15 protein-coding genes are annotated in these 13,560 nt (G+C 62.9%); 4 read left to right on the plus strand and 11 right to left on the minus strand.

What is annotated here, in order from left to right:
* Positions 1-58: 58 nt before the first annotated feature.
* From LMTR3_RS01870 to LMTR3_RS01895, 6 genes are all read right to left on the minus strand, one after another.
* On the minus strand, positions 59-328 hold the full coding sequence (locus tag LMTR3_RS01870) for a hypothetical protein (RefSeq protein WP_057844096.1): 270 nt from the start codon (positions 326-328) through the stop codon (positions 59-61).
* Positions 325-1,260: a DUF2778 domain-containing protein gene (locus LMTR3_RS01875; protein WP_065743411.1), complete on the minus strand. Its 936-nt coding sequence runs from the start codon at positions 1,258-1,260 to the stop codon at positions 325-327. The genes LMTR3_RS01870 and LMTR3_RS01875 overlap by 4 nt, the downstream gene beginning before the upstream one ends.
* A gap of 254 nt (positions 1,261-1,514) precedes the next feature.
* Positions 1,515-1,940: a DOPA 4,5-dioxygenase family protein gene (locus LMTR3_RS01880; protein WP_065743412.1), complete on the minus strand. Its 426-nt coding sequence runs from the start codon at positions 1,938-1,940 to the stop codon at positions 1,515-1,517.
* 78 nt (positions 1,941-2,018) lie between these two features.
* Positions 2,019-2,249 carry a ferredoxin gene (locus tag LMTR3_RS01885; protein ID WP_065743413.1) on the minus strand — a complete coding sequence of 77 codons (231 nt, stop codon included), beginning with the start codon at positions 2,247-2,249 and terminating at the stop codon, positions 2,019-2,021.
* 4 nt (positions 2,250-2,253) lie between these two features.
* Positions 2,254-2,721: an SRPBCC family protein gene (locus LMTR3_RS01890; RefSeq protein ID WP_065743414.1), complete on the minus strand. Its 468-nt coding sequence runs from the start codon at positions 2,719-2,721 to the stop codon at positions 2,254-2,256.
* A gap of 55 nt (positions 2,722-2,776) precedes the next feature.
* A complete protein-coding gene (locus LMTR3_RS01895) occupies positions 2,777-3,961 on the minus strand; it encodes a cytochrome P450 (RefSeq protein WP_065743415.1) in 1,185 nt (394 codons plus the stop codon).
* Between the two features lie 120 nt (positions 3,962-4,081).
* On the opposite strand from LMTR3_RS01895, the gene LMTR3_RS01900 reads away from it, so the two are divergent.
* Positions 4,082-4,768 carry a GntR family transcriptional regulator gene (locus tag LMTR3_RS01900; protein ID WP_065743615.1) on the plus strand — a complete coding sequence of 229 codons (687 nt, stop codon included), beginning with the start codon at positions 4,082-4,084 and terminating at the stop codon, positions 4,766-4,768.
* A gap of 19 nt (positions 4,769-4,787) precedes the next feature.
* Here the strand turns inward: LMTR3_RS01900 and LMTR3_RS01905 are convergent, their stop codons facing one another.
* From LMTR3_RS01905 to LMTR3_RS01920, 4 genes are all read right to left on the minus strand, one after another.
* The gene (locus LMTR3_RS01905) at positions 4,788-5,348 is read right to left on the minus strand and encodes a carboxymuconolactone decarboxylase family protein (protein WP_065743616.1); all 561 of its coding nucleotides are present in this window, start codon (positions 5,346-5,348) and stop codon (positions 4,788-4,790) included.
* Between the two features lie 87 nt (positions 5,349-5,435).
* Positions 5,436-5,969 carry a VOC family protein gene (locus LMTR3_RS01910; protein WP_065743416.1) on the minus strand — a complete coding sequence of 178 codons (534 nt, stop codon included), beginning with the start codon at positions 5,967-5,969 and terminating at the stop codon, positions 5,436-5,438.
* Between the two features lie 322 nt (positions 5,970-6,291).
* Positions 6,292-7,512, minus strand: coding sequence for a cytochrome P450 (locus tag LMTR3_RS01915; RefSeq protein WP_065743417.1), 1,221 nt, complete (start codon positions 7,510-7,512; stop codon positions 6,292-6,294).
* A 60-nt stretch (positions 7,513-7,572) separates the two neighbouring features.
* A complete protein-coding gene (locus LMTR3_RS01920) occupies positions 7,573-7,782 on the minus strand; it encodes a ferredoxin (RefSeq protein WP_065743418.1) in 210 nt (69 codons plus the stop codon).
* A gap of 167 nt (positions 7,783-7,949) precedes the next feature.
* Between LMTR3_RS01920 and LMTR3_RS01925 the strand changes: the two genes are divergently transcribed.
* From LMTR3_RS01925 to LMTR3_RS01935, 3 genes are all read left to right on the plus strand, one after another.
* Positions 7,950-8,588 carry a TetR/AcrR family transcriptional regulator gene (locus tag LMTR3_RS01925; RefSeq protein WP_065743419.1) on the plus strand — a complete coding sequence of 213 codons (639 nt, stop codon included), beginning with the start codon at positions 7,950-7,952 and terminating at the stop codon, positions 8,586-8,588.
* Positions 8,585-9,775, plus strand: coding sequence for a Na+/H+ antiporter NhaA (nhaA, locus tag LMTR3_RS01930; RefSeq protein WP_065743420.1), 1,191 nt, complete (start codon positions 8,585-8,587; stop codon positions 9,773-9,775). Before LMTR3_RS01925 ends, nhaA begins: the two co-directional genes overlap by 4 nt.
* 222 nt (positions 9,776-9,997) lie before the next feature.
* On the plus strand, positions 9,998-10,852 hold the full coding sequence (locus LMTR3_RS01935) for a hypothetical protein (protein ID WP_065743421.1): 855 nt from the start codon (positions 9,998-10,000) through the stop codon (positions 10,850-10,852).
* Between the two features lie 48 nt (positions 10,853-10,900).
* Here LMTR3_RS01935 and LMTR3_RS01940 read toward each other — a convergent pair whose 3' ends face one another.
* Positions 10,901-13,558, minus strand: coding sequence for a nitrate reductase (locus LMTR3_RS01940; RefSeq protein ID WP_065743422.1), 2,658 nt, complete (start codon positions 13,556-13,558; stop codon positions 10,901-10,903).
* Positions 13,559-13,560: the final 2 nt, after the last annotated feature.

Consider the following 13,560-nt stretch of genomic DNA (forward strand, 5'->3'; position numbering starts at 1 on the left):
ATTTTCTCAAGCGTCCAAGAGCCATAGCCGTGGGGCTTCCACTGACAGGCCGGCGCCTTCACAACAGCTTCGCGCGGACGAACAGCGCACGCAAGGCGTCGGTCGCCTGCACGGTCAGCATCGCGTTATCAGCGGCGCCCTGCAGTGCTTGCACGGCCTCGGCATGCAGCGCGCGGAATTCGATCCATTCGATCGAGGAGAGATTGGTGATGAAGCGATAGGCCTGGCCGACGGTGGCGATCGACACCGTCCTGCCATTCAGGCTGATCTTGAAGAGCGCCCGCAGCGGGGTGTCGGAATCGGCGGCATCGCCCGCAACTGCGGTCATGACGGAGATGGCGAACGCCGCGACGCGGTGAGGCCTTCGCGCAGACTCGGCACGACGACGAGCCGCTTGACCTCTCCGTTCCGGTAGGCCTGCAGGAACCTGTCGTAGTCCTTGATCGAGACGCAGCCGTTGGAATCACCGTTCGGCCCGAGCAGGTAGCTGTGCACGAGCAGGCCCGTTCGCCCGTGCATTTCGTTTTCGCCAATCGGCGTCATGCGCAGCGCCGCGACACCGTGAAACAGTTTCTCGCGCGGCTTCAAATCGTAAACGTTCGGCGGGGTCGCGCCGACCATGCGCTGGTCGACATGCGCCGGATTGTCCATCAGGCTGCCCAGCCCCGAGTGTGCCTCGAGCTTGGTGCCGCTCGGCAGGTAAACGGCACGGGCCGAAATGTCGTAGACGGCGGTCTGACCATCATAGCCCAGCGCCGCCAGATCCTTGCGCTCGCTGAGCAGCCCATCCCCCGGCGTCAACGAGGCCAAGGAGAAGCGCATCGGCACCAGATCGGCAAGCTTGTCGAACATGGTGCGGTTGTCGGACGAAACCGGCGGCGGATCGCTTCTCGCCGACTGAAGGTTGGCCAGGACCGGCCGGGACCTCGGGAGCGGGATGGCCGCCTCGACCGTCGGGGCGGGCGGCGGGGGCTGCACGTTCTCCTCACGCGACTGCTCCTCGCGCGATTGTCCGCCCAGCAGGATTTCGATGTACGCGAACTCCGCATCGAAGTCCGCGCGCTGCGGGCGGGCGGCGGCACGCCAGGGATAGTTGATGGTCAGCGAACGCCGCACCGAGCCGTGGCCGAAGCGCTCGTCGAACGAGGATGTGCTGCCGACATTCGCGGATGCGGGCTTGACCAAGCCGACCACATCGAAATCGGTCACCCAGGCAGCCAACCCCAAGGCCATGACGAGCGCCGTCGTGCCGAATGCCATCTCACGGAGCAATCGGGTACCGCGGCTTGACGCAAGCCCGGCTGCGCTGGTCTTGGCTCTATCCATTCGTCCCCGGATCGGCGCTTCGGAATCGAATGATTCCTAAGGGATTCACCGAATAAGTCCCACCATAATGCAAACCAAAGTAAGGCATAATCGAGACAGTCGCTCACGGCCATCATGACCGGCCGAATTCACAGGTTCAAGCCTCGTATTGGTAAACGGGCCGGGGTTTTCGACCAGCAGAGCCGCGCTCAAGGCCGGAGAATTGGATTGGTATTCGGTGCCGGCGCCTCTTCCATCTCGGCGTGCTCCGGCAGCTTATCGCCATGTACGGCCAGCGCCGGCCCGATCCAGACCGGATCGGCCAGATGATCCCGGCGCGGATTGGTCGTATTCGGATGGACCAGAACGCTCAGATTGCCATGGTTGAGCATCAGCCAAGGCACCAGTTCGGGGAATATCTCGCGGGCAAAGGCGACCTGGTACATGGCCTGATCGTGCGGCCCGACCTTGACGTCGTGCCACCGTCCGAGCGTGACCGAAAAGCGCTCGCCGATCCACGTGCGCAGTTGCTCGGCCTCGGCCCGCGTGATCGCCGGATCGTAGTAGATGTGGGCGTGATAGCTGGCGATTTCGCCTAGTGGTCGCGGACCCGTCGTTTCCGCCACACCTGTCATCTTAAGCGCTCCCAACACCGCCACCTCAATGCCGGATGGATGATCGCTGCAACCGGCGGCGTGGTCAATGTGCAGGTGTCAGCCGGCCGCCTCCGCCACCTCGACGATCTCGACCGCCAACTCCGGACAATTGGCCCTGGCGATCCATGCCTGGTCTTCGAGCGCGGGCGGAATCCGGCCGGAGCCGCGAACGCGCGCGTTGCCTAACTCATCCAGTTCGAACAGTTCGGGGGCCAGTGCATGGCAGCGCGCGTGGCCCTGGCACTTTTCCGGATCGATTCGGGCAGTGAGGACGCGATTTTCGCTCATGCTGCTACGCCTTGCCACTTTCGGAGAGTGCAAGGAAACGTTTTTCCACATTGCGCTTGATGTTCTGAAGCCCGATCATCGCTTCTTCGTCCATCCGCGCGACCTGCTCGGGGCTGGGCTCCAACGGCCGGTCGGGATTGCGCAATGTCCGCGTATATTTCGTACCACCTGCTGTCACCTCGAAGGTGTAGCGGATGACGATCTTGCCGATGAAATCGGTATCTGCTTCGACGGTCCAGGTCCGGGGCGGGTCGCTTTCGGTGACCGTCCAGGCAAGACGGACTTCGCCGCGCTTGATATGCCATTGCTCACGGAAGGTCTCGCCGCGCAGCAACGGCCGGTCTTCGCCATCGATGTGACGGGAGGCGGCGAGCCATTCCGGCCAGGAGTTCGGATTGCAGACATAGTCGTAGACCGCTGAGGGCGGGGTCTCGACCGTGATGTCGTGGCTTCGCTGAAACGATACGCCCATTGCTGGTCCTTCTCTCAAGTTTTGAGTGCATGCAAAACCGGCGAGCGGTCCCGCCTCATCCGATCCTGATCGGCAAATTGCGGGGGCCGCGTACCGTGCCTTGTGACCATGTGGTGGGCTTCGAAGTATCGAGGGTGAAGGCAGGAATGCGCTTCAGCCATTCCTGCAATGCCACCACCATTTCCATCCGCGCCAGGTTTGAGCCGATGCAGCGATGAATGCCGAGACCGAAAGCGGCATGCGGATTGTTCTTGCGGTCGATCAAGACCTTGTCGGCGCTGGGAAATTTTTCGGGGTCACGGTTGGCCGCCGGGAAAGACAGCAACACCATCTGTCCTTCCCGCATGGGGCAGCCACCGACATCGGTTGTCCTGGTGATCTCCCGTGCCATCGTCACCGGCGCATAGGCGCGCAGGAATTCCTCGACCGCGGTTGGAATCAATTCCGGCTCCGCGACGAGCCTCGCCCGATCCTGCTCGTGTGTCGCCAAATGCCACAGGGATGATCCGATCGCGCTCCAGGTGGTGTCGATGCCGGCCACCAGCAACAGGCGCAGGGCGCCGAGAACCTGACGGTCCGAGAACGGCTCGCCGTCGGGAGAACGCGCCGCGATCAGGAAGCTGACGAGATCCTCGCCCGGATTTTCGCGACGTGCCTTGATCTGGACCTCGAAATACGCGGCGATCGCCTCCTCCGCCTGCCGGAGCGCCTGCTCGTCGGTGACGCCGGTCTGCAGCGCCATCGTGATCCACTCGCGAAACTGATCGCCGTGCTCGGCCGGAATTCCCAGCATATGACTGATGATCAGCACGGGAATGTTCTGGGCGTAGTCGACCGCGCCATCGCACATGCGATTGGCGACGAAGCGGTCGATCAGCTCATTGCAAACTGCCCGCGCCTTTGCTTCGAGCTTCGCGACGGCCTGCGGCGTGAAGGGCGGGATCAGGACCATCCGCATTGGGCGGTGGTTGGGCGGATCCGATGTAATCGGCGGCGAATTCACCCGATAATCGCCTTCGCGAACGACCACGCGCCGGGACGAGAAATGCTCGTAATCGTAGGCGATGTCGCGGATGTCCTGATAGCGCGTCGGAAAGTAGACGCCTCTGTAGCGGTCCGTATGGGCTATCGAACACTGCCGCCGCAGACCGTCCCAGATTCCATAGGGGTCGCAGGTCCAGGCCGGATCAAGGTGATCCCAATCCGTGGCCCAATCGGAAACCGGAGGACGTGCGGTCATTCTCGCTCCCGGGTAGATTCCTTCGCGGCCGGTCGATCTTTCCGACCGGGCTTGTGATATATCAGTTAATATATCAGAAATTCCACGTCAACCATGATTCGAACGCCGGGGCCACACGCCTTGTCCAAAGCCGCAAAGAAATACAAAGCGCGCGAGCGCGAGCCGGCGGAAGCCGAAAGTCTCACCACGCGGGCCTACAGCGTGCTCGAAGAAATGATCTGTACGCTGCAATTGCCTCCCGGCACGCCGGTGTCGGAGGCAGAGCTTTCATCCCAACTCGGAATTGGCCGGACCCCGGTTCGCGAAGCCATGCAACGGCTGGCGCGGGAACGGCTTCTGCTGGTCCTGCCCCGCCGCGGCTGCATCGTTACGCCGATCAGGCCCGACGAAGAGGTGATGCTGATCGAGACGCGGCGCGCGATCGAGACGCTGGTGATGGAAACGGCAGCCGCGCGAGCCAGCGACTCCGAACGCAGGCAGTTTGGCGAGATCGCCGCCCGAATGAAGACCGCGCTGCGCACACAAGACTTCGATGCCTTCGCGCAGCTCGATGCCGAGTTCAACCGCCTTTGCGTTGCCGCCTGCAAAAACGAGCTTGTGGGCTCGATGATGCAGGTGATCGCACCGCTCAATCGCCGGTTCTGGTTTACCCATCACGGCCGAACGCTGTCGAAGGAAGGCGTGGAAGCGCATATCGAGATCGCGTTTGCGTTGTCGCGGGGCGACGCCAGGGCGGCGCTGTCCGGAACCGAGCGGCTGCTTCGCTATGTCGAGAGCCGCATAGGTCAATCCGGCGTGACGGCTTGAGGGAAGCATTGTCGTGCGTTCAGCCCGACCGCTTCTTGCTGCTCTCGAAGACGGTCACACCAGCGGCGGGGTCGAGATCAACCTCGGTCGCTTCCGTCAGACGGGCCATCGTCATGTAGAAGCCGATCGCGAGGATCGATTCCACGATCTCCTGCTCGCTGAAATGCTTACGCATGGCGGCGAAGACCGGTTCTGAAACGCGCACGTTCTCGATCACTTCGCGGCCGAACGCCAGCAGCGCCTTTTCGGCGGCATTGAACGCGGCGTCCTCGTATTTGCCCTGTTCGATGCAGTCGATCTGCCGCTGGGTGACGCCGACGCCGAGCGCGATCGGAACATGCTGCCGCCACTCATATTCGCCGTGCTCCCATTGCGCGACCTGAAGAATCAGCAATTCGCGATTGACGTGGCTGAGCTTCTGGCGGTGCAGGATCGAATTGGCGAACCGCATCGCCGGAATGAAATTGGCCTCGGCATGCGCCATCATCCGGAAGATGTTCAATACGACCGGCATCCGATCGAAGGACGCACGCACGTCGCCGCTGGTCGTCGCCGGATCGATCAGGGGAAGTCTGGCCATTCGCCTCTCCTTGCGCTTGCTGTTCTTGTTGCCATTGCGGACGCTTTCGCGCTCTGGTCGTAACTTACTTGCCGGATCGCGCATCGCTCAGCGGCCGCCGACTTCGCGGATCGGATCGGAGCCGTCCCAATCGGCGGCAACGCGGCGGATGTGCTCGAAGAAACTTCCCTTGCTTCCACTGATGTCTGAAATCTCCACCACGGTGCCGGGATGGGCTTGGGTATCGAAATAGGCGAAACGGCCTTTTTCGCCGCCGATCTGGCCCTCGTGTCCGACTTTGTAGCCCAGCGACAGCGCGCGGTCGTAGAGGGCCTGATATTCGCGGGTCCAGTACGACATATGCTGCAAGCCCTCGTGGCCGGAATCGAGAAACTCCTTGTACATCGAGGGCGCGTCATTGCGCTGCTGGATCAGCTCGATCTGGAGATCGCCGGAGTTGGCGAGCGCCACGCTCATCTCCATGGCGGAGTCCTGGCCGCGGTGGCGGAAGTAATCGGTCTTGACTTTGTCGATATAGTACCAGGGCCCGACGCCCATCACATTGACCCAATGATCCATGGCAGCGCGGATATCGCGGACGACATATCCGTTCTGGCAGACTGCACCAAAGATGCGGCTCATCACGACCTCCCGCTGCTTGCCGGCGGCGCATCCTCTCCGCCTCTTATGTGTCTTGATCCGCCGTTCAGAGGACCGCGTGTCCCGGACGCGGTGCAGCGCCTGTTCGGCGCTGCGCCGCAGAGCCGGGACCCATCTCAACACGCAGGAATGGGTCCCGGCTCAGCAGCGCAGCACTTCGTGCCGCGCTGCGTCCGGGACGATGCCCGTCCAATCCCGACCACTGACAATGCGTTAGCGTCAGCCGTTCGCCTCGGCCACGTCCTCAACGTTGCGCGATCGAAGAAGCGAGAAAATCGCCCTCCCCGCTTCATAAGTCGAGCACTCAGTTCGCCTTCCCGAACAGCAGGGGCAACTGACGCGGGCCGCGAACGGTGCCTTCCGACCATGTGACCTTGCCGGCCGGATCGAGCCTGAAATCAGGAATCCGCTTCAGCCATTCCTCGATCGCAACCGTCATTTCCATGCGGGCGAGGTTGGAGCCGACGCAGCGGTGAATACCGAGGCCGAACGCGGCGTGGCGATTCTCCTTGCGGTCGATGACCACCTTGTCGGCATCGGGGAACATGGCGGGATCGCGGTTGGCGGCCGGGAACGACAGCAGCACCATGTTGCCGGGCTTGACCGGACAGCCACTGACCGTCGTCTCCTTCATCACCTCACGTGCCATCGTCACCGGTGAGTAGGCACGCAGCAATTCCTCGACTGCGAGCGGCATCAGCTCCGGCTCCTTGACGAGGCGCTCGCGGTCCGCGGGCGTCCTGGCCAGATGCCACAGCGAGGACCCGATCGCGCTCCAGGTGGTGTCGATGCCGGCGATCAACAGCAGCCGCAGCGAACCCAGCACGTGTTCGTCCGCCAGCGGGTTTCCGTCCTTGTCCTTTGCCTTCATCAAGGTTGAGATCAGATCGTCGGTCGGATTCTTCTTGCGCTGCTCGAGGTGGCCGGCGAAATAGCCGGTCATCTCCTTCACCGCCTCCATCAGCGCGTTGTCGTCCTTGATGCCGAGTTCGAGGATGCCGTGAATCCATTTGATGAAGAGGTCGCCGTCCTTCTCTGGAATTCCGAGCATGTGCGCGATGGCACGCACCGGAACGTGCTTGGTGTAGCGGGCGGCGGCGTCGCATTTGCCGTCGGCAATGAACTCGTCGATCAGCTCGTTGCAGATCGCGCGGACCCGCGGCTCCAGCTTCTTCATCGCGTCCGGCGTGAAAGGCGGCAGCAGAATTTGCTTGGCCGGCTTGTGCTCGGGCGGGTCGGAGGTGATCGGCGGCGCGCGGGCCGTGATGTCCGGGCGCACGTCGCGCACGATCACGCGCCGGGAAGAAAAGTGCTCGGTGTCATAGGCGATTTCCTTCACCGCCTTGTACGTGGTCGGCATGTAGCAGCCGAGAAAGCGCTCGGTGTGAACGACCGGCGAAGCGGCACGCAGCTTTTCCCAGATCGGAAACGGGTCATCCGTCCACACCGGGTCGGTATGGTCGAAATCGTTGATCCAGTCGGTGACTGGCGGATGTTCGGGCATGATGCTGGCGGAATCGGACATCGGAGCAATTCCTCTGCTTGGTTCGTTCAGATCGTGATGGATGAAAGATCCGCGACCGGATTATTCTTCGGTCACTTCGATGGCAATTTCCGGACAGTTACTCTGGGCGAGCCAAGCCTTGTCTTCCAGGCCCGCAGGCACAGAACCGTCGCCAGTTTCGTGCGCGTTGCCGAACTCGTCGAGCTCGAACAGTTCCGGTGCCAGTGATTTGCAGCGCGCGTGGCCCTGACATTTGTCCTGGTCGACGCGGATCTTGAGCTTTCCGGCCATCGCAGCGCTTCCCCTTCTGCAGCGCGCTTGTTTTCTGCGCGTATTCTTATTCGGCGGCTTTTTCGGCGCGACGGCTCAAACTCGCCGGCCTACCCGCGAAGTTATATCATATTACATTCGCGTTGCCGTTGTGCTGTCAAGGCAAAAGTTATAGATCATGGAACTGAATGTCGCCTCGACCCGCACGTAAAGCGCTGAATGCCTACCACCATGGGGATCTTCGTGATGCCCTGGTTCAGGCCGCGTTGCACGAAGTGGAACTAGGCGGTCCCGAAGCGATCAGCATCAGCGCGCTGGCCAAGAAACTCGGCGTCTCGCAGCCGGCGCCTTACAAGCATTTTGCCGATCGCGAGACGCTGCTGACGGCTGTGACGGCCGAAGCGTTCCGCCAGTTCAGCGCTATGATGCGTGCGGCGCTTGAAAAGCCGTCGAAGCAGTCGAAGCTGTCGCGCTTCGCGCAGCTCACGCTTGATTTCGGCCTGCGCCGCAACGGCATCTATCGCCTGATGTTCGCGTCGCGAACCATGGCATGTGCGCCGAAAGGCAGCGAACTGCATAGTGCCGCAATGGAGACCTTCGAGCTCCTGATAGAGGCGCTGGAGGCGCCCGCCGTAGAACTGCTGCGCGAACGGAGCGCTCTGAAGGTCTGGGCCTCGCTACACGGCGTGGTCATGCTCGCCGAACAGGGATTGCTCACTGGCCAGGCCGCCCATGTCAGCCGGGAAGAACTGGTCGAGGACATCGTGGAGGAAACCAAGCTCGCGCTGTCCGTTGCCATCGAGAAGGCCGGCAAGGCTGGTTCATGACGGCCAAGGCTCCGACGGCCGCGCCTCACACTGCCGACAATACCGACCTTTATGGCGGCATCGCGCTTGGCATCGCCGCAGCCGCAGCGCTCATCGTCGCTAACTCGCCGCTCGGGCCGCAGTATCAGTCGCTGTTGCATACCACCGGCGAGGTGCGGATCGGATCGATCGGACTGACCAAGACGCTCGAACACTGGATCAACGACGGCTTGATGGCGGTGTTCTTTCTGCTGGTCGGCCTCGAGATCAAACGCGAGGCGATCGAGGGTGCGCTGGCGAGCCCGAGGAAAGCAGCATTGCCCGTGATCGCCGCGTTCGGCGGGTTTATTACGCCAGCGGCGATTTTTGCCGCGATAAACTGGGGCGATGCCGAGGCGTTGCGCGGCTGGGCCATACCGGCAGCCACCGACATCGCCTTTGCACTCGGCGTCTGCGCCATGCTGGGACGCAAGGTACCGGCTTCGCTGAAGACTTTTCTGTTGGCGCTTGCGATTATCGACGACCTCATGGCTATCATCGTCATCGCGATGTTCTATGCTGCCGACCTTTCGGTTCTGGCGCTGGGGCTCGGCGCACTCGGCATCGCTGTGCTCGTGGTTCTCAACCTGCTCGATGTGCGAAGGCCCGCATTCTATCTGATCGCCGGCCTTTTCACCTGGGTCTGCGTGCTACAATCCGGCGTGCATGCGACACTTGCCGGTGTCGCCGTCGGCTTCGCGATGCCGCTCACCCGGCACGATGGCCACAGCCTGCTCGAGGACACCGAACATGCACTCAAGCCGTGGGTCAGTTTCGCGATCGTGCCGATCTTTGCTTTCGCGAACGCCGGCGTATCGCTACATGGCCTGACCCTTGCCAATCTGGCGGCGCCGATACCGCTCGGGATCATTGCGGGGCTTTTCATCGGCAAGCAGATCGGGGTTTTTGTCGCTTCGCTGCTTGCGATCCGCCTCGGCCTGGCTGCCATGCCGGATGGAACGACGACGGCAAAGCTCTACGCAATTGCCATCCTGACCGGCATCGGATTCACCATGAGCCTATTCATCGGAACGCTTGCCTTCGACAGCGAGACCGTCCTGAAACAGGTCCGGCTCGGCGTCCTCGTGGCTTCGCTGCTGTCCGGCGTCGTCGCTTCGCTGGTGTTTGTGGCCCTTAGCCGATCGAACAACGCTGCGCCTTCGCGATAGGAGAGCGTCCGGCGAGGCCACGACAAGGCCGCGGCGCAAGCGCGCCACACTCGCCATGGGATCGAAGCCTGCGCCGCGGCGGCGGCTTGAATTCTGCAGTGGCAGATGATCAGCTTGTCCGGTCAAGGGCATCGCCGGTTGAGCACGAATTTTACCAAATCCACTGCACCTCGCCTTCCGGGTTTCGCGCCAGCGCGATCCGCGAGAGGGGTAGCGCTCGGCATGCTGATCTCATTGTGTCTTTCCGGCGCAGCCCTTGGCAAGGACGATGGCGACGATGAGGAGGACGCGGGCAAGAAAGAGCCGGCCCTGCCCAATCTCTATCTCGATATGCGAACCATCTACTCGACCGTGCGCGCCGGCTCGCTCTCGATCGGATTCAGTACGCCGCCCTTGTTGTCGACATTGACGAACTTGTCCTCGCTCCGGACCCTTACCTCGCCGTCCAGCCGAAGCCTCTCCGTCGACCTGCCCTTGACCGTCGATGTCAACGACCGGCTCTCGGTCTATGGCGGCGTCAGCGGAGCTACTTCGCAGGCGGGCACCGATCCCTGGACGACGTTCTCGATCTACGCCTTCACCGTCGGATTCCAGGCCGACCTGTATCAGCAGAACGGCGGAATGTTTCCAACAATCACCGTCCAATCGAACGCGACGCGATCGATTTCGGACTCGCCGCTGGCAACGACCGCCTACAACACCATCCTCGAAGCAGGCTACGCGCTGGATGCGGATGAGACGCGCGGGCTGCTCGCGGGGATGCAATATACCAGGGTCCTCGTCGATAGCCCGTTCGCGCGCGTCAGTCCCGATATCATGGGCTATGTCGGCGGCTATTATCAGTGGGACAACAACTGGAAGTTCACCGGCCGCGTCGGGGTGCAGTCCTTCGGCGGCGCACAGATTCTGAACCTGACGCCGTTTCCAGCGTTTACGCAGCCGATCCTGCGGCTCGACCTCGACCGCATGGATGATGACGACAATCGCCTATTTGGTATCACCGCGCAGATCGCCTGGGCACCGAAGCCGTCTTACCAGCTCACGCTGCGAACGCCGCTTTACGCGATCAAGAACTAGCAATGGCCTCGGAAGAATCGCCAGAACGGCGAGAAGTTCAGTCTGGCTTCATGCCGGGTGCGGATCCCGCACGGCCACGCCGCGCAATAGCTTCCCGATCTCCGGCTTGCAGGCGCCGCAATTGGTGCCGGCCTTCAGGCGCCGGCCGACGTCATCGACACTGGCCGCCCCCTTTTCGATTTCGGCCGAGATTTGGTGCTGCCCGACGCCGAAACACGAGCAGACGATGGATCCGACGTCCTGAGCGGCATCGAGCGGCTGCCCCGTCAGCAGCGACATGCGCGCACTCGGTGACAATTCCTGTTCCGCGAACAGGCCGGAGAGCCACGACCGAGAAACCAGCCTGTGATCGGGTGCGATGAACACGCAACCCTCCAGCCGGCCGTCGCGAACAGCGGCGTAGCGGAAGCGGCCAACCTTCGGATCGCGATAGGCGATCCACTCGATGTCGTGCCCGGCGCGGAGTTGCGCCCGCGCCCAATCGCGCCAGCTCGGCGGCCGCTCGTCGAAGGCCAACTCCATCCGCCAGCAGGTCCCTGAAAGCCCGCCGACCCAGTAACCCGCGGCGGGACGCTCGATCTCCCGGCGGCTGAGGATGAAGGCATGCCATTTCGGCAAGTAAGCGGCCGCCTTGACCGGCGTGTGCTTGGACTCCGGCTGTCCGGAGATCGGATCGGTCGCCGGATTGACCAGCGCGTTGACCCGCCCCTCGCCGGCATACTCGCCATTCCAGTGCATCGGCACGAACACGCAGCCGCGCCGCTGCTCGGCGGTGACGACGACGCGCGCCACCATCTCGCCCCACGGGCTGGTCAGCCGCGCGAGCCCGCCATTCTCCACCCCGGCTGCGCGTGCATCGTCGGGATGGAATTCCGCACAGGGCTCGAAGACGTGCGCCAGCAGCCGCGGCGATTTCCCGGTCCGCGTCATGGTGTGCCATTGATCGCGGACCCGCCCGGTATTGAGCACCAGCGGATAGTCGCGGCTGGTCGCGTTGACGGCTGCGCGCGGCGTCACCGGCACGAAACGGGCTTTGCGGTCGGCTGTGAAGAATTCGCGCGTTTCGAACATCCGCGGCGTGCCGGTCGGATATTCCCGCGTCACCGGCCATTGGATCGGAGTAAGCGCATCGTAAGCGCGGTCGTCGAGCGTGTTCAGGGCGGACAGGTCGAAATCGCGCGTCCCGTTATTCTCGAAACTCGAAAGCCCGGCGTGCTCGCGGAAGATCGCCGCAGCGCTCGGATAGTCGAACCCCGAAAAGCCCATGCGCCGGGCGACGTCGCAGACGGTCCGCCAATCCGCCCTTGCAGCTTCGGGCGCCGGCAGGAACGCTCGCTGCCGTGAAATGCGGCGTTCGGAGTTGGTAACGGTACCGTCCTTTTCGCCCCAGGTGAGTGCGGGGAGCAACACGTGAGCATGACGCGTGGTGTCGGTATGCCGCATGCAATCGGACACGACGACGAGCTCGCACGCCTCGAGCGCGCGGCGTACACGATCGGCATCCGGCAGGCTGACCAGCGGATTGGTGGACATGATCCAGACTGCCTTGATGCGCCGATCGGCGATCGCGTCGAACATGTCGATGGCCTTGAGGCCCTGCTTGTCCGCGATCACAGGCGATTGCCAGAACCGCTGGACGATATCGCGGTGCTGCGGGTTCTCGATCTCCATGTGGGCGGCAAGCTGGTTGGCCAGCCCGCCGACTTCCCGGCCGCCCATGGCGTTGGGTTGTCCGGTCAGCGAGAATGGCCCCATACCGGGCCGCCCGATGCGGCCGGTCAACAAGTGGCAGTTGATGATCGAGTTGACCTTGTCGACGCCGCTGCTCGACTGGTTGATACCTTGCGAATAGAGCGTAACGACCCGCTCGGTTTTGGCAAACCAGTCGAAGAACAACGCCACTGCGCCCTCGCCCAGCCCACAGATGTCGGCCGTCTGCGCGACCGTCTGGCCGGCGACCTGCCGCAGCGCGGCTTCGGCGCCGGTGGTGAATCCATCCACGAATGCGCGATCGATGACGTTGCGTGATGCAAGATGCGCAAGCAACCCGTTGAACAGCACGGAGTCGCTGCCCGAGCGAAGCGGCAGGTGCAGATCGGCGCCGTCGCATGTCGCGGTCCGCCGCGGGTCGATCACGACGATGCGGCACGCGGGATTGCTGGCCTTGGCGGCCACCATGCGCTGGTAGAGGATCGGATGGCACCAGGCAGCATTGGAGCCGACGAGGACCAGAAGATCGGCTGTCTCGAGATCCTCATAACAGCCCGGAACAGTGTCGCTGCCGAACGCACGCTTGTGGCCTGCCACGCTCGAGGCCATGCACAGCCGCGAGTTGGTGTCGATGTTCGCAGTGCCGATAAAGCCCTTGGCGAGCTTGTTGATGACGTAATAGTCCTCGGTGAGAATCTGGCCGGAGACATAGAACGCGATCGAATCCGGTCCATGCTCGCGGATGATTCTGCCAAATCCATCCGCGACATGGTCGAGCGCCGTATCCCAGTTCCTTTCCTGCCCGTTGACCACAGGGGCGAGCAGCCGCCCCTCGAGGCCGATGGTCTCGGCGAGCGCCGAGCCTTTCGCGCACAGTCGCCCGAAATTGGCGGGATGAAGCGGATCGCCCCGGACGGTCACGGCGCCGGCGGGACCCCTGTCAGCGACAACGCCGCAGCCGACCCCGCAATACGGACAGGTTGTCTTAACTGCCACGG

Origin of the sequence: Bradyrhizobium sp. LMTR 3, assembly GCF_001693485.1 — a bacterium.
GTDB lineage: Bacteria > Pseudomonadota > Alphaproteobacteria > Rhizobiales > Xanthobacteraceae > Bradyrhizobium.